At 53.4% G+C, this 20,148-nt stretch carries 17 protein-coding genes; 9 read left to right on the forward strand and 8 right to left on the reverse strand.

What is annotated here, in order from left to right; genetic code table 11:
* The first annotated feature begins 7 nt into the window (after nucleotides 1-7).
* Entirely contained in the window at nucleotides 8-574 is a 567-nt protein-coding gene (locus MKX51_RS21585; protein WP_340993802.1) for an acyltransferase, read from the forward strand.
* Between the two features lie 82 nt (nucleotides 575-656).
* On the opposite strand, the gene MKX51_RS21590 is transcribed toward MKX51_RS21585, so the two are convergent.
* Nucleotides 657-1,349 (reverse strand): hypothetical protein, encoded by a 693-nt coding sequence (locus MKX51_RS21590; protein WP_340993803.1) that lies wholly within the window; start codon nucleotides 1,347-1,349, stop codon nucleotides 657-659.
* A complete protein-coding gene (locus tag MKX51_RS21595; RefSeq protein ID WP_340993804.1) occupies nucleotides 1,339-1,617 on the reverse strand; it encodes a hypothetical protein in 279 nt (92 codons plus the stop codon). Before MKX51_RS21595 ends, MKX51_RS21590 begins: the two co-directional genes overlap by 11 nt.
* Nucleotides 1,618-1,819: 202 nt before the next feature.
* On the opposite strand from MKX51_RS21595, the gene MKX51_RS21600 reads away from it, so the two are divergent.
* Nucleotides 1,820-2,176 carry a hypothetical protein gene (locus tag MKX51_RS21600; protein ID WP_209879878.1) on the forward strand — a complete coding sequence of 119 codons (357 nt, stop codon included), beginning with the start codon at nucleotides 1,820-1,822 and terminating at the stop codon, nucleotides 2,174-2,176.
* 234 nt (nucleotides 2,177-2,410) lie between these two features.
* Here the strand turns inward: MKX51_RS21600 and MKX51_RS21605 are convergent, their stop codons facing one another.
* The 5 genes from MKX51_RS21605 to rfbH all read right to left on the reverse strand — a co-directional run bounded on the left by MKX51_RS21605 (nucleotide 2,411) and on the right by rfbH (nucleotide 7,274).
* On the reverse strand, nucleotides 2,411-2,809 hold the full coding sequence (locus tag MKX51_RS21605; RefSeq protein WP_340993805.1) for a MerR family transcriptional regulator: 399 nt from the start codon (nucleotides 2,807-2,809) through the stop codon (nucleotides 2,411-2,413).
* A 174-nt stretch (nucleotides 2,810-2,983) separates the two neighbouring features.
* Entirely contained in the window at nucleotides 2,984-4,081 is a 1,098-nt protein-coding gene (locus MKX51_RS21610) for a glycosyltransferase family 2 protein (RefSeq protein WP_340993806.1), read from the reverse strand.
* 9 nt (nucleotides 4,082-4,090) lie between these two features.
* Nucleotides 4,091-5,191 (reverse strand): CDP-glucose 4,6-dehydratase, encoded by a 1,101-nt coding sequence (gene rfbG, locus MKX51_RS21615; protein WP_340993807.1) that lies wholly within the window; start codon nucleotides 5,189-5,191, stop codon nucleotides 4,091-4,093.
* Nucleotides 5,173-5,949 (reverse strand): glucose-1-phosphate cytidylyltransferase, encoded by a 777-nt coding sequence (gene rfbF / locus MKX51_RS21620; RefSeq protein ID WP_340993808.1) that lies wholly within the window; start codon nucleotides 5,947-5,949, stop codon nucleotides 5,173-5,175. The genes rfbG and rfbF overlap by 19 nt, the downstream gene beginning before the upstream one ends.
* Entirely contained in the window at nucleotides 5,946-7,274 is a 1,329-nt protein-coding gene (gene rfbH / locus MKX51_RS21625) for a lipopolysaccharide biosynthesis protein RfbH (RefSeq protein WP_340993809.1), read from the reverse strand. The genes rfbF and rfbH overlap by 4 nt, the downstream gene beginning before the upstream one ends.
* Nucleotides 7,275-7,825: 551 nt before the next feature.
* On the opposite strand from rfbH, the gene MKX51_RS21630 reads away from it, so the two are divergent.
* Both MKX51_RS21630 and MKX51_RS21635 read left to right on the forward strand, forming a co-directional pair.
* Nucleotides 7,826-10,852: a hybrid sensor histidine kinase/response regulator gene (locus tag MKX51_RS21630; RefSeq protein ID WP_340993810.1), complete on the forward strand. Its 3,027-nt coding sequence runs from the start codon at nucleotides 7,826-7,828 to the stop codon at nucleotides 10,850-10,852.
* 44 nt (nucleotides 10,853-10,896) lie between these two features.
* A complete protein-coding gene (locus tag MKX51_RS21635) occupies nucleotides 10,897-12,030 on the forward strand; it encodes a response regulator (RefSeq protein WP_340993811.1) in 1,134 nt (377 codons plus the stop codon).
* Nucleotides 12,031-12,315: 285 nt separating this feature from the next.
* Here MKX51_RS21635 and MKX51_RS21640 read toward each other — a convergent pair whose 3' ends face one another.
* Nucleotides 12,316-13,497, reverse strand: coding sequence for a hypothetical protein (locus MKX51_RS21640; protein ID WP_340993812.1), 1,182 nt, complete (start codon nucleotides 13,495-13,497; stop codon nucleotides 12,316-12,318).
* Between the two features lie 565 nt (nucleotides 13,498-14,062).
* On the opposite strand from MKX51_RS21640, the gene MKX51_RS21645 reads away from it, so the two are divergent.
* From MKX51_RS21645 to MKX51_RS21665, 5 genes are all read left to right on the forward strand, one after another.
* The gene (locus MKX51_RS21645) at nucleotides 14,063-14,590 is read left to right on the forward strand and encodes a cupin domain-containing protein (RefSeq protein ID WP_340993813.1); all 528 of its coding nucleotides are present in this window, start codon (nucleotides 14,063-14,065) and stop codon (nucleotides 14,588-14,590) included.
* Nucleotides 14,591-14,812: 222 nt separating this feature from the next.
* A complete protein-coding gene (locus MKX51_RS21650) occupies nucleotides 14,813-15,568 on the forward strand; it encodes a LytR/AlgR family response regulator transcription factor (protein ID WP_340993814.1) in 756 nt (251 codons plus the stop codon).
* Entirely contained in the window at nucleotides 15,555-16,856 is a 1,302-nt protein-coding gene (locus MKX51_RS21655) for an ATP-binding protein (RefSeq protein ID WP_340993815.1), read from the forward strand. Before MKX51_RS21650 ends, MKX51_RS21655 begins: the two co-directional genes overlap by 14 nt.
* A gap of 358 nt (nucleotides 16,857-17,214) precedes the next feature.
* Nucleotides 17,215-19,257, forward strand: a complete 2,043-nt coding sequence (locus MKX51_RS21660) for a serine hydrolase domain-containing protein (RefSeq protein ID WP_340993816.1) — start codon at nucleotides 17,215-17,217, stop codon at nucleotides 19,255-19,257.
* Nucleotides 19,258-19,533: 276 nt separating this feature from the next.
* Nucleotides 19,534-20,127, forward strand: a complete 594-nt coding sequence (locus tag MKX51_RS21665; protein WP_076076325.1) for a DedA family protein — start codon at nucleotides 19,534-19,536, stop codon at nucleotides 20,125-20,127.
* Nucleotides 20,128-20,148: the final 21 nt, after the last annotated feature.

Consider the following 20,148-nt stretch of genomic DNA (forward strand, 5'->3'; position numbering starts at 1 on the left):
TCGGAGGATGGATACCATCAGCCCGGAATTTCAGCAACGCTTCAGTAGCTTCGGAGCCGGCAGTCTGATCATGCTTAAGACCGATATCAACTGTCCGGAGAAAGTCGCTATCGGCCGCAATGTGCTTATTCAGGAGAATAGCTGGTTCACAGTTGTTCATCCCGGTCACGGTATACCGTCTGCAATTTCGATTGGAGACGGCTGCAGCTGCAGCCGCAATCTGATCATTACCTCTGCGAACAGTGTCATTCTAGAAGAGAATGTGATAGTCGGGCCGGATGTCTATATCGCCGACACCGACCACCAGTACCGCCAGGTCGGCATTCCCATCCGCGACCAATGGATCACCTCAGCCAGCCAGCAGGTGCGGATCGGTGCCGGCAGTGAGTTGGGTGCCCACTGCGTCATTGTGGGCAACGTGACGATTGGTAAGAGCTGCAGAGTTACTCCGAACAGTGTTGTAACCCGGGATTTGCCGGACTTCTGTATCGCAGCGGGCAACCCTGCCAGAGTAGTGGATGCCTATGATCCCGAAGCGGGAGTATGGCAGCTGCCGGGCGAGGGCAAGCGTTGAGCATAGAAATGAATTCCAGCCTCCAGCGGGTAAGCAAGCGGAGTAACGTATCATAATGGGTTAGCTTCAGACGCACAATTGGTTACCATGAGCGCTTCAGGTTGGACGAGGTTCTAATCCCCACATAGTCAACGGGCGGCTGTATATTCATAGTTTGCGTACTCTTCGGCTGCCGTTCTACCGCCTTCTTGGGTTGCTGCCGCTCCACTGCCTTCTTCGGCTGCTGCCGCTCCACTGCCTTCTTCGGCTGCTGCCACTCCACTGCCTTCTTCGGCTGCGGCGGCTCCACTGCCTTCTTCAGCTGCGGCGGCTCCACTGCCTTCTTCAGCTGCGGCTGAAGCGCAGGCTTCAGTTGTTGCCGCTGCTGCCGCTTGCGTTCGCTGGCTGCGCGTACTCCTACTGTCTGCCCACGCTTCTTGTGGGACGTCCGTTTGCGCGTGGCCTGCGCGGAACGCCGCTGGATGAACCGGACGGACTTACCTGTATTATAGAGATACTTGCCCCCGGATACGTATGCATCCGCAGGACGAATTGTCTGCTTGATAACGGTGGAAGCCGGCTCCCTATGCTCTGGTTCTTGCCTTTCAGTCTCCTGGCCTGTGGACTGAGCCCGTTCAAGCAGCCGTTCTGTCTCACGCATGAACAGCGCCAGTTCATCGTCCGCATTGACTGAGAGCCGCAGACAAGCCTGCTTCAGCTGCTCCATCTGTCCCATTGTTTTATGAATCGCCTGCACCAATAGCTCATCCTCCGATTTCCTGGCTTCAGCCTTCATACCCGTTCACCTCTCGCACCAGCCGTCTGCTGGTTTCCAGTGTCCGGCAGATCATGGCCTGATGCTGGGCCAGGGCCGTGATGATTCTGGCCACCGCCTCCTGCAGGGCGTCAAGCCCCCCCATCTCTAATTCTTCCTCCCAGCCGTACTCATCGTCATACATATATTCCAGCTTGCGGATTTCAACCGCGATCAGAGCCGAGACCGCTTCTTCCTCCAGCGCCGCAGCCAGAATAATCGCTTTGGTCAACCGTTCCCGCTGTAGCATAGCTTCATCCCCCCGCTTTGATTTAGTTACTGTTATATATATGTGCTTTTGAGTTGTCCCTATCACCATGCGTCCCAGGTATATCGGATTTGGCGGATTTCAGAGAATTAACAGGAATAGGACAATCTGTGCCTGAAGTATACATAGCTATGACCAGACAATAAAGCGCAAAGCAACCTTTCATGTTTTGGAGGAGATCTGCATGTCAATGCCCCACATCCCCAATATAACCCCCGATATCTCGCTTACGCGGGAGGAAAGCATCTCTCTCCTGCTCACCTCCATCGCGATCAACGAGATGTCTTTGTCTCACATTATCAACGCGGAAGCGGAAGCGATGCAGGCCTTCGTGCTATCTAATCCCGGGAACATGAATTTTCTCAACATGATCCAGTTAAATAATACAACCGCCAGATTGCTCGAAGAGATTACCAAGGGCCAGTGGCTTAGTCTAAGCAAAATGGACCGGATTCTGCGTTTGTTGAGTGACTCTGGCGCCTTGTCGGCACGATTGCTGGAAGAAGAACTAACTACTGAGATTGAGGAAGATGAGGAATAACAGGCAACTGCCATTCTTCAGCCAGAACGGACACAACAACATATTGAGGGTTACGGCACAACCGGAAGGAGCCTGGTGCTATGTACAGAGCAATGTCTAATTCGCTCGCTGCTTGTTCCGGAAGCTGAAATCCTCAGTTAAACATATAAAATGCAACAGCTTCGTTGACACATAGAAATGGACAAGCCTTTTTCATGTAGACAGCCCTTGTGGAATTCTCCTAGGCTAATCCACCTATTGCACCTTCCAGTGATTCAAATGATCCGCAATCCGGATCAGCTCATTGGCCAGCGAGGAGAGGGAAGCCACAAGCTGCTGCTGTCTGTCTGGCTCCTGGGCCTCGGCCATACGGCTTTCCGTTCGCTCTGGCACGGGAAGCTCTTGTTCACTTTTGCTGTACATGGGGAATCCTTCCTCGATCAGCAGGCGCACAATGGTGCTTAGATGATAGCGTTCCATGCGCAGCTCACTGATCCGTTTTAACAGTTTCAGAGTTTCATAGGGATAGAGCACCTGATCTCCTTGCCGGGTCCCAGGGACGAAGTAAGAGAAATATTCGAGCCATCTCTTGACTGTAGTCGGAGGCAATTTCGATAAATTAATAATTTCCAGTTGGGTGTAATGGCGTACCATAACATCGCTCCTCTGTTTTAAGTGGACTTATTTATTTTAATGGTATTCATGTTCCTCGAAATAAATGTGTAAAAATACCTATTTGTATATTTATCGTCCCGCAAAAAAAGACAGGCCCGTTCCGTAGAACGTTGCCTGTCTATTATGCTGCCTTGAAGGCGGCAGATTACCTGCTTAAGAAACTTTAAACAATTCGCTGAAGGAATCGCCAAGCAGCTCTTTATAATATTTCCGGTTATGCAGCATACTTGGGTGTGTAGGATAATAGAATAGAGCTGTCTCATTATGGTAATTAGCCTTCATGTACTGACCCAGACGGTCATAGCATACACATAATTGCAGATGCGGCACCCAGGTGGTAGAGGTCATATCCTGCAGCCCCAGGGTAGCTCGCCGGGGGAGCGTAATCGCCTGTTCGAACCAGTAGATCGCCCGCTGGTACTCCCCGGCTTCCACGAATTCACCGCCCAGGCGGCAGCAGAATTCGGAACGGGGGATATCATAATTGAGGGTACGGTAGAGCGCGTTCAACTTCCCGGCCTTGTTGTTCAGATGTCCGTGGCATTCCGCCATCTTCAGGCAAGCCTGATAGTTATCCTCCACCCAGCCCTGGCCGGTCTGCAGGAATTTCTCGTAATATTCCAGCGCTTCTTCGTGAATGGCATGATCCCGGAGCTCATTGGCGAAATAGTAGAGATCGCGCGGTGAGAACTCCTCGCCACTGGCCTGGCGTCCACGGTAGATGCGCAGGTTACGGTCCGTATGGACCTTATCCTTCTTGTGTGTAATGCAGACCTCGCTGTCAAAAGTGTTACCGGCAACAGCCAGATACTCATGCACCGGCCCGATCCACTGAAAGCCGCAGTCCCGGCGGACCAGCCGGTTTCGTCTCAGGCTTGAGGTCACTTTGCCTTCACTGTCGAAGGCCAGATTGTAGGGCATGGTCACAGACTGGTACTGCGGTGACAATGTCTCCTTCAGCTTCTTGAAGCGCACCCGGTCGATTTCCTCAATGGTATCGTCCGCGTCCAGCCAGAGAATATATTCCTTTGTTGCCTTGCTGAAGGCTTCGTTACGGGCTGCCGCAAAATTGTCAATCCATTCAAAATCATAGATTACTGCACCATATTCTGCAGCAATCTCCTTGGTCCGGTCAGTAGAGCCTGTATCGACAATGACGATTTCGTCGACAATATCCTTCACACAATCCAGACACCGGCTCAAGCCGTTCTCTTCATTGCGCACAATCATACATAGACTGATAGTAATCATTTCGCCCTCCTATGAATTCTCTGTCATATATTTGCGTATTTGAAGCTCACTGAATTCCCGCATATCCTGCCCTGCATCCAGCGCTTTGTGCCAATCCACCGTCTTCTGCAGGGCCTGCTCAACACTCCAGCGGGAGCGCCAGCCCAGCAGGCGGCGGGCCTTGGTACTGTCAAGCTGCAGTTCACCAGCCTCATGCAGTCCGGAGACACCGGCGATATCAATACCCGCTCCCTCTCCCCAGAGCGCTGCAAGACGGACGGCCACCTTCTCGACACTATGGACGCTCTGCTCCTCCGGACCGAAATTCCAGGCGGCGGCATACTCTGCCCCTTCCTGCACCAGCTTCTCGGCCAGCAGCAGATAGCCGCTAAGCGGCTCCAGCACATGCTGCCAGGGGCGCGTCGCCGCCGGGCTGCGCAGCAGCGGCCTCAAGCCAGCAGCGAATGACCGCAGGCAGTCCGGTACCAGCCGGTCCAGGGAATCATCGCCGCCCCCGATGACATTGCCCGCCCTGGCGGTAGCGACAGCAACACCATGCTCGGCATAGCGGGCCGGATGGAAATAGCTGTTGCGGTAAGCCTGCGTCACCAGCTCGGAACAAGCCTTACTGGAAGAATAAGGATCATAACCGCCCAGCGGATCAGTCTCACGGTAGCCCCAGATCCACTCCCGGTTGTCATAGCATTTATCTGTTGTAACATTGACGACGGCTTTGACTGAGATGCCGGAATCAACTGCACTTGCGACCGCCTCCAGCAGATTCACCGTTCCCATGACGTTCACCTCGAAGGTATCGGCCGGGAACTGGTAGGAGGTGCGGACCAGCGGCTGGGCCGCCAGATGGAAGACCACCTCCGGAGCCGCATCCCGCAGCGCTGCATCCAGACGCTGACGGGTCCGCACATCTCCCCAGACGGTTTGGACCCCCGGCCCGTCTCCGATCAGAGGGAAGAGCTTAGGTTCATCCCGGTCCCAGGCATATCCACTCACACTTGCCCCCAGCATCGTCAGCCACCGGGTGAGCCAGCTTCCCTTGAACCCGGTATGCCCAGTTACGAAGACTCGCCGCCCCTTCCAGAATTCCGCCGTGGTCAGTTCGTTCTTATCCACGGAAGTCCTCCCTCCCGCCACAGCTGCTCCAGATAACGCTTGTCGCGGAGCGTATCCATCGGCTGCCAGAAGCCATGATGCTTGTAAGCCCTGAGCTCATCACGCGCGGCCAGCTCCCGGAGCGGCTCCTGCTCCCAGACGGTGCTGTCGCCTTCAATAAGGGAGAATACCTCAGGCTGAAGGACGAAGAATCCGCCATTCACCCAGCCCTCATCGCCTTTGGGCTTCTCCACAAAGCCGGTTACTCTGTCATCCTCTGTAATATCCAGCGCTCCGAAACGGCCTACCGGCTGTACAGCCGTAACCGTCGCTAATTTCCCGTGGGAGCGGTGGAAGTCCAGCAACTCCGGTATGTTGACATCCGCAATACCGTCTCCATAAGTCAGCATGAACGGTTCATTGCCGGTGTATTTGTGGACTTGCCGGATTCTTCCGCCAGTCATCGCCTCCCTGCCCGTATCCGCGAGCGTTACCTTCCAGTTCCGCTGCTGACGGTTATGGCGGGTCATTTGATTGCCGTTGCCGAAATCGAACGAGACATCCGAACTCTGCAGGTAGAAATCGGCAAAATATTTCTTGATGACATGCCCCAAATACCCCAAACAAATGACAAAATCATCGAAGCCGTATGAGGCATAATGCTCCATAATATGCACAAGCAGCGGCTTATCGCCGATCTCAATCATCGGCTTGGGCTTCACATCAGTCTCTTCACTGATACGGGTCCCGTAGCCCCCGGCCAGAATGACTACCTTCATCTTTTTACCTCCTTACCTTTCAGCAAGCCCAGCAATACCTCCGCAGTATAATCCAGCATCTCCGTCGAAAGTCCCGGATAGATTCCCACCCAGAACGTATCGTTCATAATCCGGTCCGTCTGGGTCAACGGTGCGGCCAAGCGGTGCGCTACAGCGGAATACGCAGGCTGCTTGAGCAGGTTACCCGCGAACAAGAGCCGGGTGCCAATCCGTGCTTCCTCCAGCTTGCGTACAAGTTCATTGCGTGAGAGGGGGGACTCCTCCCTCACGGTCAGCGGGAAGCCGAACCAGCTCGGATCACTGCGCGGCGTTGCCTGCGGGAGAATAAGCCATTCCTCCGCAGGCTTCAGCGCAGCCTTCAGATAGTCAAAGTTACGTCTGCGTGCCGTATGGAACCCCTCCAGCTTATCCAGTTGGGACACTCCAATGGCTGCCTGCATATCGGTAGCTTTCAGATTGTAGCCGATGTGGCTATACGTATATTTGTGGTCGTATCCGGCAGGCAGCTCGCCCTTGGTCCAGTCAAACCGCTTGCCGCAGGTATTGTCGGTTCCCGGCTGGCACCAGCAGTCCCTGCCCCAGTCACGGAGCGATTCGACAATTTTCTTCAAGCGGGCACCCGAGGTCAGCACTGCGCCTCCCTCTCCCATGGTTAAATGATGCGCCGGAAAAAAACTGACCGTAGCCAGATCGCCGAAGGAACCGGCCGGCCTACCTTCATACATGGACCCGACAGCATCACAGGTGTCCTCAATCAGCCACAGCCCATGCCGGTCCGTAAATGCCTTTACACTGGCCAGGTCGAAGGGATTACCAAGTGTATGTGCCAGCATGACCGCTCTGGTACGCGGACTCAGTGCCTCATCGAGCTGTGCCGTATTTATATTGTAGGAAGGCAGCTCCACATCCACGAACACCGGAATCAGGCCATGCTGAATCAACGGATTGACCGTGGTCGGAAAGCCTGCGGCTACTGTGATTACCTCATCGCCCGGCCGTAGCCGCCGTTCACCGAGCAGCGGCGAGGTAAGTGCTGCGACGGCAAGCAGATTCGCACTGGACCCCGAGTTAACCAGCAGGGTATGCTTCCTCTCCATAATCTGAGAGAACCTCCGCTCGAATTCGCCAGTATATCTGCCGGCAGTCAGGTGGAAATCAAGTGAAGCATCCACCAGACTGATCAATTCTTCGCCATCGAACACCTTGCCGCTGACCGGCACGTAATCGCGTCCAGGCACAAAGGACCGGCCGGGCCAACGGATATCGTAATACTCTCCTGTCAGCTTCAGAATTTGCTCACGCAAGGTTGCAGCTTCTGTGGGCAAAAGCTCCCCTCCTTTACACAAATGGTTTTCATTTAGGTGGATTTGTCGGACTTGGTACATCATTTATATGCAGATGGGGGGGTAAATACGATTAGAATTAAATGGAATTTAAATTCCATTTTTGTTCAGTTCTTGTCTATGAGGGTTCTCTATAATGGGCTTGACTTGAAATGAACCGTTATGGAGGGATGCACATATGGGAAGACTGAGAGCCGTCAACGAAAGAAAATGCACGAAAGAGGACTGCAACAGACGGCATTATGCGAAAGGGTTATGCAAGCAGCACTATTGGCCCGCCTGGAAAGCAGGACAAAAGAACGAGACGGAATCACAGCCCCGGCGCCAGAATCTTTCGTGAATTTTTCGCACAGACCTCTGTTAATTGTTCAATAATTTATTTAATTGTTATGCAGGTGCTTCCTCGCCTCTGTCGAAATCTTTAATTTATGATGAATAAAAATTCCAGATATTATCTGAAACATCTGACCTTAGTGGTTATATATATATCCCTGCTGTTAGGTATGCAAAGGGTCTGGCAGCAGATTTTTGCATTGCCGGAGCAGCCCAGTGCGGATGCAGGCGTGCTTGATCTGCGCGGCTGGACCTTCAAGCATGCCCATTCGCTGGTCCTTGACGGGACATGGGACTTCTATCCGAACCGTCTGGTCAGCGAAAGTGATATCCGCTCCGGCACGGCTGGGGCTGCCGTGCCTGTAGAGGTACCCGGCAACTGGAAGGGAACGATGTCCGGTTCCTCCCTGGGCTATGGTACCTATGCCCTGCGGATTCTGGTCGATCAGCCACTGGATGAACCCTATAGCTTCTGGACCCAGCAGATTCAGGCCTCATCCCGGATTGAGGTCAACGGCCGTGTCCTGCAGACCATGGGACAGCCGGCTGCTGACAAGGAGCTGTATCTGCCCAAGGCAGTTCCCTCTACCGTTCACTACCTCTTGCCTGAAGGGACACAAGAGATGTTTGTTCTGGTTCAAGCCGCCAATTTCGATCATAAGGAGAAAGGCGGAATCTCCTATTCCATCCGTTTCGGCGCGCAATCTTCCATTATCAAAGAGCGGTGGTATTCCTCTGCTTTTCAATTGACCACCATTGTTATTCTCCTCCTTCATGCGCTGTACGTCTTCATTCTGTATCTGCTGTCCCAGAAGAACTGGCCCCTGCTACTGTTTGCCCTTATGCTGGTCGCAATCGCTGTCTCTGTTGGCACAGATAATGATCTTCTGTTATATATTGTGCTGCCGCTTGGCTATAGCTGGGGGATCAAGCTCAAGATGCTGTCTTATCTATGGATGGTCTATTTCATGCTGCTGCTGACTTACAGGTTCTATGGAACCCCTGCGTCCGGCCGCGTATTTAAGATGTATAGCTTCCTTCTTGCGGTATACACGCTTGTCCTGTCCGTATTGCCTCTACACATCGCCTTAACCCATGCCATACTATTCTTCAATCTGCTATATATGATTCCGCCCTGCTGGATGTTCGTTGTCTTCGCAAGGATGGTCTATCAGCGAAAAAAAGATGTCGCCTTCCTGACCTTCACCGCCTGCTGTCTAATCTCGGGTGTGGTCTGGGGAGCTACAGTGAATAATTATCACAAGAGCCTTCCGTTCTATCCGATTGATATTCTTGCTGCGATCATTGGATTCTCCTCCTATGCCTTGAAGCAATACATCCGGCGGTCCAACGAGAACAGGCTGCTCTATGAACAGCTTGTGCAAGCGGACAAGCAGAAGGACCGGTTCCTGATGAATACCTCGCATGAGCTGCGGACTCCGCTGCACGGCATGATGAGCATTGCCCAGTCGGAATACGAGAAGAAGCGCGCAGCCTCTCCTAAGGAAGATGCCAGTGACCTGGAATTACTGCTGCGGATCGGGCGGCAAATATCCCAGCTGCTGGATGATCTGCTGGATCTCACCCTGCTGCGGGAGAACCGGATGGTCCTCCATCCTGCTCCGCTGTCCATCCATACCATCGCCGCCGGAGTGATGGACATGCTCCGTTACTTAACGGACGGCAAGAACCTGACACTTCATGTAAGCGCATCCGCTTCGCTGCCGCGTGTGTGGGCCGATGAGAAGCGGCTGATTCAGATCCTCTTCAATTTGGTACATAATGCAGTGAAATGGACAGAGAACGGCAGCATCCATGTGACTGCTGAAGAAGCGGACGGGCAGCTGCTGGTCAGCGTGGCCGACACCGGTGCGGGGATGGAGGAAGAAACTCTCGCACGCATCTTCCTCCCCTACGAACAGGCTGGCGGACAGGACCATGGCGGCCTGGGTCTGGGTCTTAGCATTACCCGGCAGCTGGTGGAGCTGCACGGAGGCAGCCTGACCGTGGAGTCCAGGCTCGGGGAAGGCTCGGTCTTCCGCTTCTCCCTGCCGCTGGCGCACGAAGCCTTCTGTATAGATGAGCGGTTCGGCAGGGCAGAAGCAGTGGACACAGTGGAAGCCCTGGCTACTGCATCCACCGACTGGAGTATCCGTCTGCGTAATAAGGACGAAGAGCCATTCCTGGCGGGGGTACCGCCGTCCCCTTCCGGTCTCTATGCGGAGGAAGCCGCACTGAAGATTTTGGCCGTTGACGATGATCCCGTTAATCTCCGGGTGCTCTCGACCATTTTGCATGAAGATATCTATCAGCTCACCTCTGTGTTAAGCGGGCAGGAAGCCTTGATCCGGCTGGAGGAAGAATCGTGGGATCTCTTGATTACCGATGTGATGATGCCCGGGATGTCCGGCTATGAGCTGACCCGTTGGGTAAGGGAGCGGTTTCCGGCGTCGGAGCTGCCAGTGCTGCTGCTGACGGCGCGGGCTATGCGTGAGGAGATCTACTACGGATTTCAGCAGGGGGCGAATGATTATGTGACCAAGCCGGTAGACAGCCTGGAACTCAAATACCGGGTGACCGGGCTGGCGCGGCTGAAGCAGACCATCTACCACAGCCTGCGGCTGGAGATCGCTTACCTTCAAGCGCAGATCCGTCCTCACTTCCTGTTCAATGCCCTGAACTCCATCGCCACACTCAGCACCATTGATATCTGCCAGATGCAGCAGATGATCGAGGCCTTCTCCGCCTATCTGCGTTCAAGCTTCGACCTGATGAATACCGGCACATTGGTTCATTTGAAGCAGGAGCTGTCGTTAGTGGAAGCCTATTTATATATTGAGCAGGTGCGGTTCGGCGAGCGGCTGGAGGTCAAGTGGGAGCGGAATGATACCGGACTGCTGCGGGTTCCCCCGCTGATCTTGCAGCCGCTGGTCGAGAATGCCGTCCGTCACGGGCTGCTCAGTCTTATAGAAGGCGGCATACTGACTATCCGCATTGAAGAGGAGGAAGAGCAGGTCTGGCTTACGGTGCAGGACAATGGCAAAGGTATGGAGCAGGCGCAGATTGACCGCTTGCTGACGAAACACAAAGACGAACACTCCGGTATCGGAATATGGAACACGAACCGGAGGCTGATTGAACGCTACGGGCAAGGCTTGTCCATTCAGAGCCGCCCCGGCTTTGGAACCACCGTCTCCTTCATGATTCCCGTCCGGCGTGCGGAGTGAACCCCTTGCTCCAGCCGCTATAACTTGTACAAGGAGGTGCTACAATGCTTCGGGTAGTGCTGATCGATGATGAACGACTCGCCCTGATTCAGCTGGAAGCAACGCTCAAGGCGCTGGGCTCGACCATTGTAACGGCAACCTATACCAATCCCCTGCTGGCCTTAAGCGAAGCGTCCGGCTGGGAGGCAGATATTATCTTTCTCGATATTGATATGCCGGGAATGAACGGCATGGAGGTTGCGAAGCAGCTTGAGGAGTGCTGTCCCGGCTCAGCCGTTGTATTCGTCTCCGCCCATAACAGCTTCGCGCTGGAAGCCTTCGAGGTCAGTGCGCAGGATTACCTGCTGAAGCCGGTCCCCAGGGAACGGCTGAGCCGGACCCTTCAGCGGATAAGCAGCCGGAAAGTCAACCAGGAGCAGACGGACAAGCCAGACACACTGCTGATCCGCTGCTTCAATGCCATCCAGTTCGAACGGGGAGGCGTTCCAATCCGTGATTTCCGCTGGCGGACGTCCAAAGCTCAGGAGCTGTTCGCCTTCCTGCTCTATCATCATGACCGGATCGTCGTCAAAGACAAGCTGGTCGAGCTGCTCTGGCCCGAGGCCTCGTTCAAGCGTGCCTCTACCCACATGTATACGGCCATCTACCAGATCAGGCAATCGCTAAAACGGGCGGATATCGGCCTTGTGATCAGCAATGCAAGCGTGGGCGAAGGGTATATGCTGGAGACCGGCGACGCACAGATCGATGCGGTGCTGTGGGAGGAAGGTGTCGTCTCACTGGACCCGGTGAATGATTATAACGCCGCGGAGCATGAGGAGCTGCTGAAGCTCTATACCGGTGATTACCTGGGGGATTATGAATATCTGTGGGCCGAGAGTGAGCGGCAGCGGCTGAGGAACCTCTCCCTGCAGCATGCCACGGAGCTGGCCGATTATTATACCGTCAAGGATAACATCACCAAGGCGGTTAACACCTATCAGCGGATTGTGGAGCTGCATCCCTACCACGAGCCGGCTTACCTGGCGCTCATGGAATTCTATAACCGGCTGGGCGAGCTGAGCATTGTACAGGAGCAATATGAGAAGCTCCGCAGCCTGCTCTGGCGGGACCTGAAGCTAACCCCGTCCGCGAAGGTTGAGCGCTGGTATGCAAACTGGAAGCGTTTATACACTTGATTCCGTGCCGGAACTTCGGCGATAACAGAATCCATACAAAAACGGTATGCCGCCCCCCGGTCAGGGGTTAGGCATACCGTTTCTTGTTGCACCCGCAGCTCCATTCCAACGGGAGGACCTGCGCATGGCGCTGTCCCATCCTTTCAGTGAGAAGCTACGGGACATGCGAATCCGCTGACATAACCGGTGTACACAGGTTCTCATGCAGTAGCTACCCATGTCAGGCGGACCCTCACTCTTTCTTTGTACCCGGTAGAGAGAAGTTAAAACGCTCCTGCCCGAGGTTTAGAAATTCATGTAGACCACCTCGTAATCAGAAAAAGGCTCCATCCATTGCACAATCGTCTTCGGCAGCTTGCTGGTGCCGGGAACATTGGTATAGAACCGCACGAAGGTCTCGGGAACCTCATCCGAATCCGAGGCTTCATCCGAATCGAGTGCAGCCGCCCAGAAATGGCCCTGCTTATCATACATGATGATGGCTTCCGTAAGGGTGAACAGTCCTCTGACGCCGCCCTCTACCACCTTGGCCCCCTTGCCGTCGAGATCCTTCGGCTCATTCAGCAGCTGCATGCTGTACAGGAACAGATCATAATCTTCCCCTACCAGCTTACGGAAGGCCTTATCATCTGCGGCTGTCTTGAAGACACCGGTATCCCGCAGCGTGTAGACGGTCTCTTGAGGGTCTCTTGTATAGTGGCCGGTATAGGTTACATTCGCCCCGGCGGAATATACCGGTGAAGGGCTGGTAACATACAAATTGCCGTTCAGCAGATAGAAAAAGACCACGGAACCGTCCTCTTCCTTGTAGACGGCCATCCGTTTGCGGACTACTGCCGACTCTTCATACAGCTGACCGGAATGGGCTCCATCATAGGCATCCACGGAGAAGACCAGCTTATCGCTCTTCACGTTGCTGAATTCAACATAAGATCCGAAGAAGGGAGAATAAGACTCCATATACCATTCCCCGCTCCAGTCCGCTGCGGCCGGCACCTTGGCGCTGGCTGCGGCGGTAGCCGTCAATGCCTCTACAGGAAGCTGGCGGGTGCCGTCCGGGTTACTCCACACTCCTGCGAAGCCGGTGCCGGGAATCCACCAGCCCTCGAAATGGCCGGTTTCCTTACCCTTCGCATCGTATTCATACATATTTGCGTATTTGCCGCTGACTGTACCGGTGAGCCTGATGGTCTTCTTGTATTTATCATAATAATAACTTCCGGTCAGCTTCCCGCCGCTCTCCACTTTAATGGACATATGAATCGGCAGATTACCGTTGATGGCGCCGGTCAGCGGCACCAGCCCGTTCGTGGCCAGACTCTGGGCGGGTGAAGCCGCAGCGGCTACCGTCCCGGACGGCGCAGCCTTCGCCCCGGCGGGTGCAGCCGGTGCCCCCTGCGGCATCAGAATGGCAGGCAGCAGCAGCGCAGCAGCCAGCAGGGTACTGATTTTACGGATAATTCTCACTATAACCCCTCCCTTTCGCAACCATCTATAACAGCTATGTTACACTGTATGCCATCAATTACCCTTTTACAAGCAGGTAGAAAATAGCCCCGCTATATTTATTGCACGTATAATTCCACCAATCACAGGCTGAGGAGCCCAGCGTCTGATTCGCACAGCAGTCATTCTGATGCTGTAGGCGCTGGAACGATAGTAACTGCATTTTGTACAATGGAATGCTATAAAAAAGGCTTCAAAATAGAATCTATTGTATTCGGTACAATTGAATGTTGAACAAAGGCCTTTTTTCAGCCAAAACACAACATTCCACTGTATGAAATACAATAGAATCTCATTTTGCGGTCAGATATGCCTTTTCTATTGCAGGAAATACAATCAGTTACTTAAATTTAAAAGTAGAAGTCGGCTACGGGTGCGGTATCAGCCTAATATTAGCTCAACGTTCATGCTCAGCTTTAACATCCCTGAGGTTCAATATTATAGTTTTAAAGCTATTTTCACAAGATACATTACCAACATTAGGGTAATTCTATATATACCAAAATTCACGTAGGAGATGATCCGTGTGTCAGAATACAGTTCGGTAAGCCGGGAGCAAGATGAATCTATAGTGAAGCTCAGCTTCGAGCCGGATGGACTGCTGCCGAACAATCCGCAGCTTCCCGTCCTGCTGTATACAGGTGTTCTCCGGGACCACCCGGAAGACACCGAACAGATCTTCAATGACAACGGGTGGCTGAACAGCTGGGTGAACGGCGTCTTCCCTTACCACCACTATCACAGCAACGCGCATGAGGTACTGGGTGTGATCTCCGGCAGCGCCAGGCTCCAGCTTGGCGGAGATGCCGGATACACCGCCAACGTGGAGGCCGGTGACGCCCTTGTGCTGCCTGCCGGGACGGCACACAAGAAGCTCTCGGCCACGCATGACTTCCGTATCGTCGGCGCATATCCCGGCGGCAAGGACTATAACACCCGCCAGGCGAACCCGGATGACTTCGCGGCGGCGCTCCCCGAGATCCGCGAAGTCCCGCTGCCGGAGCGCGATCCCATCTATGGCGAGGCCGGGCCGCTGCTGCGGCTGTGGAAGTGACAACAGTTCCTGGAGCATATACTTAAACAGCGGAGCGGGCGGAACGGCCCCCGTAAAAGCGTAGCGTTCGCCTTGATCTCCGGATTTTTAGCACTCCGCTTGTGCAGTCCAGGGATTAACTTCTGCGTTTGGCCCCCTGTTCTGCTCATTTCTCTGGCCATACTATATAATGTTGTGTACAACTATCCACTTAGGCCGTGCGCCTGAAAAGGGGGCACTTGGATGTATCGAGTAGCGATATGTGAGGATGAAGAACAGCAGCGGGAGCTGGTGAAGAGGATTCTGGTCGGCTTATCCGTTAAGACGAATACCGAATTTGAAATCGAGCTGTTTCCTTCAGGAGAGGACTTAATCTCCCACTATGAACGGGGCGAAGCGCCCTTCCATATTCTAATTCTGGATGTGGAGATGGGCGGCATGAACGGGATTCAAGCGGCGCACCGGCTCAGAAGCCGGAAGCATTTTGACGAGCAGATTATCTTCCTGACCAGCTACCCTGAATATATGGTGGAGAGCTTCGACGTGATTACCTTCCAGTATCTGATCAAGCCGGTCGCCCCGCAGCTCCTGGAGGAGAAGATTCTTAAGCTGTGTGATTACTTCCAGGCCCAGGATAAGAAGTTCATGGTCATCAAGTCCGGGTATGAGGAGGTCGTCTTGCGGCATGATGATATTATCGGGATTGAGGCGGCCAAGAGCCTGACGGTCAAGAGCAAGCTGAATGTGATTACCACCACAGGAATCTATGAGACCAGAGGAATTATTGCAGAGTATGCTTCAGCACTGCGGGACAGCCATTTCCTGCACATCCACCGTTCGATTATTATCAACCTGCTGCATGTCCACAAGTTCGCGGGCGGCTCCGTGCTGATGTCGGGCGGGCAGGAGTTCCCCATCGGCCGGTCCAAAATCAAAGAGGTTAAGGATTTCTACACCAAATTCATGATCATGAAGGGCAGCTCCTATGACTCACTATAATCTGACCCTTGTCGTCTGTGTCGTACTGGTGATGTGCTTTCAGACCCAATTCTTCTTTGCCTCCGTATTTGATAAGTCCGCCAGGAAGCCTAACCGGATCATGTACTTCCTCATCTACGGGATACTCTGCTTCCTCTATCTGGTCACCCCGTTGTCCCATCTCTTCTCCTCCGGCATAGCTCTGCTGATGATCTTCAGTATGGCGCAAGCCTATAAGGTGGAGATGAAGACTCAGGTGATCTTCTCCCTGCTGTACGCTGTGCTGATGACGGTGGTCAGCTTTATGTCGCTGTATATTTTCTCAATGATAGATTCGGTAGACTACACCAGCATGAACTCGGGTGCGGGGATTGACCGGCCGGCCTTCATCAAGGGGCTGATCCTGAGCTGCATTATTATGTTCCCTGTCATTCAGATCATCCGGCTGATCTCCAAGCGGCGAAGCGTATCCCTGCCCTACCGGTATTATGTAATGTTCCTGCTCGTCCCGCTCATCAGCACCTATCAGATCAACGTCCTTACGGTGAACAGCACGAAGGATTTCTATTATTTCTTTGCGATTCTCGGCTTCCTGTTCCTGAATGTAATGATCGTCTATATCTTCGATACGATAACGGACAAGTTCCAGTTCATGCATGAGAACGCCCAGCTCCAGCATCAGATGAACTATCAGGACGCCAACTATGAGAAGACGGTGCACAGCTTCAAGTCGATTAAAAGAATCATCCACGATACCCATCAGCAGTTCCTCTACATTGAAGAGTGTATCCGGCGGGATGATCCGGCCGCGGCTCTGGAGCATATCAAGCTTACGCTGAATAAAGTAGAGGATGCCTACCAGCGGGTCAACACCGGCCATCTGGCGGTGGATGCGCTGGTCACGAACACACTGAATATCGGACAAGCGAACGGCATCCGAATCGATACCCGGCTTAAGCTGCTGCCTGGTGAGCTTCACATCGACCGTTATGACCTGTGCGTTGTGCTGGGCAACATGCTGGATAATGCCATTGAAGCCTCCAAAAAAGTACGGCTCGCCGAGGACCGCTACATTCTGATCCAGATGCACTCCAGTGAATCTGCGCTGTTCATCCGCATTATGAATCATACCGTCCCGGAGACTGCCCCCTTGCAGAGCCGGAAGCCGGACCCTGAATACCACGGCATCGGCCTGACCAATATCTCCAGAATCTGCGAGAAGTACGGCGGGAATATGACAATTGAAGCCGGGCATCGGGAATTCAACAATATGGTGGTCCTCCCCTTCTCGCGCGAAGCTTCTTTATAAAATGCACTAAACATTAAGTTTCGCCGTCACTGCGGTGAACATTTGGACTTTCGGCCGCTGTTGTATTTGGATTTCCTGATTTGACCGCTCTTAGCGGTAGAAATCCAAACCAAGCATATGCTTACGATGCGAGCTTTCCTGCGGAAAGCTTTCAGGCGGTCGCTACCGCTCCTTCAGTTCCAAATTTCCCCTCCGCTTCTTTCACTTTTTGTTACCGTTTTTTGTGCCTTTTAATCTAAGTTTCTACGTTAAGGGATCGTTATTAACGTTTCAGGGTTATTCGGGCCACGCTCCTCTCTTCTGCCTGTATGATAACTTCAGGAAGATTACCCAAGAGACACAAGAGGAGGAATTCAAGATGAACAAGTTAACTTCAGTCGTATTGGCGGCCATGCTGGTGATCCCCGCAGCCCAGGTGTCCGCTGCACCGGAGAAGGAGAGCCCGGTGCAGGCAACAGCCCGCCTGCTGGGCTCTAAGATCGTATCCGATTACGGGGTAAGCGGCATGCAGTATGCAATCAGGGATAAAGGTGCCATTACAGTGTCGGGCGGCTTCGGTGTGTCCGATCAGGCAGCCGGGACCCCCATCACGAAGGATACCATGTTCGGCATCGGCTCCATCAGCAAAATGCATGTCTCCGCAGCCACGATGATGCTTGCCGAAGATCAGATCATTGACATTGATCAGCCGCTGACTACGTATCTGCCGCAGTTCAAGATGGCCGACGAGCGCTACAAGAAGATTACACCGCGCATGTTAATGAACCATTCCTCGGGCCTGTATGGCAGCCACTACGGGAACAGCATTCTGATGGATGATAGTGATACACAGAATCATGATGACCTGCTGACAAGGCTTCAGTCTGAACGGCTCAAATCCGATCCCGGCGCCTATTCCGTATATTGCAATGACGGCTTTCAGCTGCTGGAGCTGATGATTGAGCAGGTGACCGGCAGCAGCTATACAAAGTTCCTGGAACAGCACATGAGCAGCCCGCTGAAGCTAAGCTCTACCAAGACGCCGCTGGATACTTTTAATCGGCAGCAGCTTGCCAAGACCTACTTCCCTGGTCTAACGCAGGCATTGCCTAGCGAGAATGCCAATATCCTCGGAGCAGGCGGCCTCTATTCCACAGCCGAGGATCTGACTACATTCGCCGAGATGCTGAACGGAAAGCATCCGGACATTCTGTCAAAAGCCTCCGCTACAGCGATGCAGCAGCCTGAATACAAGAACGGGCTCTGGGTGCCTGAGGAGAGAAACAGCTTCAATTACGGTCTGGGCTGGGATGCCGTAGATCTGGCACCCTTCGGTGATTACGGAATCAAGGCCTTATCCAAAGGCGGAGATACCATCATGTATCATGCTGACCTGATTACCCTGCCGGAATCGGATATATCCATCGCGGTGCTCTCTTCAGGCGGAAGCTCAATCTATAACACTATTTTCGCCACCAATGTGCTGCTGGCTTACCTGAAGGATACCGGGAAGATTAAGAAGATTCTGCCGGATGCTACCTTCACTCCTCCGGTCAAAGCGGCTATGCCTGCTGAGCTGGGAGCCTATTCGGGATTATACGGGACCGTCGGAGCAACCACCACGATAGCCATTAAGGACGGGGCACTGGATCTGCCTGCGCTTGAAGGGGGACTCATTCCTGCACAGAAGTATATCTATACCGGCAAGGGACAGTTCACAAGCCCGGACGGCAGCGCAGCCGTGAGCTTCGATAAGCAGAAGAACGGCAAGACGTATCTGAAGCTGAACACCCACTTGACTATCCCCGGTATCGGTCAAATGCTAATGGTCACGTATGAGTATCAGAAGCTGGATGTAAGTCCGCTGAATGCTTCTACGAAGCAGGCCTGGGCGCAAAGAGACGGGAAGCATTACTATGCTGTGGATGAGAAAATCAATTCCTTCTTCTACCTCTCCCCTTCCATCTTGACAAAGACAATTGAGGTTGAACAAGGATATGCCACCGGGACGCGGATTGTGGACGAGAACACCGCCGTCAATGCGGCTGAGATTCCGGTGATGAACGGCAGAGACGCCTTCGATCTGACCTTCTCTAAGCAGAACGGTACCGAATATTTAACCATTGACGGCAATGCTTATATCAGCGAAGATGCCGTGAAGCCGATCTACGGAGGGCCGGCCTCTACCAGCACCGTTCCGGCGGGCGGACAGAGCGTGTGGTTCAAGATTGATAAGAAGGCCGCCGGCAAAACCATGACCGTTACGGCTCCCTCAAGCGGCGGATACGTTGTCTATGATGCGGACGGGATGATCGTAAGCCACTCCAGAGTGAACCAGGCCCCGTCGGTCAAGTTGCCGCAAGGCGGAATGGCCGTCTTCGGCGGTCAGGCGGGCGATGTGTTTAGGATTGAGCTGAGATAACGCTTTCATATTTTCATTCACTATTTTTCCCTTTTCCCAAACTTGCTTAATGGTATACAGGTGTGTTTTAATGTTATCAAATTGAATAATACTCTTATCCAGAGTTCGGTGGAGGGCTTCGCCCGATGATACCGCTGTGACCGGAATGCTAATGAGCATCTCAGGTACAGCACTAGAGGCGTCCAGGATGCCTTGCAAAGATGAGAGGGTGCTGACAGTTGATGAGACTGCCCCCTTTAATTAGGGGGCTTTTTGTTTGAGAAGGGAGAGAAATGCATGACAGAATGGATCACGGAATTTATACTCTTTTTCAAAGATTTGTCGTATGCAGGAATCGTTATCGCCTTGTCGTTTGAATTCGTACCTGCTGAAATCGTGCTGCCGCTTGCCGGGTATTGGGTGTATCTGGGGGACATGAAGCTCATTCTTACGATTCTTGCCGGTACTGTTGGAGGGACATTCGGCCCGCTTACGCTCTATGCCCTTGGCCGGTTTGGCGGCAGACCTGCGATTGCTAAGTACGGGAAGTATTTTTTCATCCGTCCGCATCACCTGGAGGCCTCCGACCGTTTCTTTGATAAATACGGCAGCGGTGTGGCCTTCTACGGGCGCTTCATTCCCGGTGTGAGAACACTCATCTCCATCCCATGCGGCATTGCCAAAATGAATGTGTTTGCCTTCAGTCTATACACCTTCCTTGCCATGCTGCCGATTACCTCGATCTACGTCTACCTGGGCTACAAATTAGGGGCACAGTGGGAGCATGTGGACGAGATTGTCAAGCCTTACATCCTTCCGGCGGCAACCCTGTTCCTGCTCGGCTTCGGGCTGTACGTCTTTTCCAAGCGGTACCGGAGACGGCAGGCTTAATAATGATGCGTTTCAACTTTA

It is taken from the genome of Paenibacillus sp. FSL M7-0420, from assembly GCF_038002345.1.
Classification (GTDB): domain Bacteria; phylum Bacillota; class Bacilli; order Paenibacillales; family Paenibacillaceae; genus Paenibacillus_AQ.

Excerpts from the sequence above, each read along its gene's own strand:
- MKX51_RS21590 (WP_340993803.1), bottom strand. The coding sequence starts at position 1,349 with ATGAAGGCTGAAGCCAGGAAATCGGAGGATGAGCTATTGGTGCAGGCG.
- MKX51_RS21595 (WP_340993804.1), bottom strand. The coding sequence starts at position 1,617 with ATGCTACAGCGGGAACGGTTGACCAAAGCGATTATTCTGGCTGCGGCG.
- MKX51_RS21585 (WP_340993802.1), top strand. The coding sequence starts at position 8 with ATGGATACCATCAGCCCGGAATTTCAGCAACGCTTCAGTAGCTTCGGA.
- MKX51_RS21660 (WP_340993816.1), top strand. The coding sequence starts at position 17,215 with ATGAACAAGTTAACTTCAGTCGTATTGGCGGCCATGCTGGTGATCCCC.
- MKX51_RS21605 (WP_340993805.1), bottom strand. The coding sequence starts at position 2,809 with ATGGTACGCCATTACACCCAACTGGAAATTATTAATTTATCGAAATTG.
- rfbF (WP_340993808.1), bottom strand. The coding sequence starts at position 5,949 with ATGAAGGTAGTCATTCTGGCCGGGGGCTACGGGACCCGTATCAGTGAA.
- MKX51_RS21650 (WP_340993814.1), top strand. The coding sequence starts at position 14,813 with ATGTATCGAGTAGCGATATGTGAGGATGAAGAACAGCAGCGGGAGCTG.
- MKX51_RS21600 (WP_209879878.1), top strand. The coding sequence starts at position 1,820 with ATGTCAATGCCCCACATCCCCAATATAACCCCCGATATCTCGCTTACG.
- MKX51_RS21610 (WP_340993806.1), bottom strand. The coding sequence starts at position 4,081 with ATGATTACTATCAGTCTATGTATGATTGTGCGCAATGAAGAGAACGGC.
- MKX51_RS21655 (WP_340993815.1), top strand. The coding sequence starts at position 15,555 with ATGACTCACTATAATCTGACCCTTGTCGTCTGTGTCGTACTGGTGATG.
- MKX51_RS21665 (WP_076076325.1), top strand. The coding sequence starts at position 19,534 with ATGACAGAATGGATCACGGAATTTATACTCTTTTTCAAAGATTTGTCG.
- MKX51_RS21635 (WP_340993811.1), top strand. The coding sequence starts at position 10,897 with ATGCTTCGGGTAGTGCTGATCGATGATGAACGACTCGCCCTGATTCAG.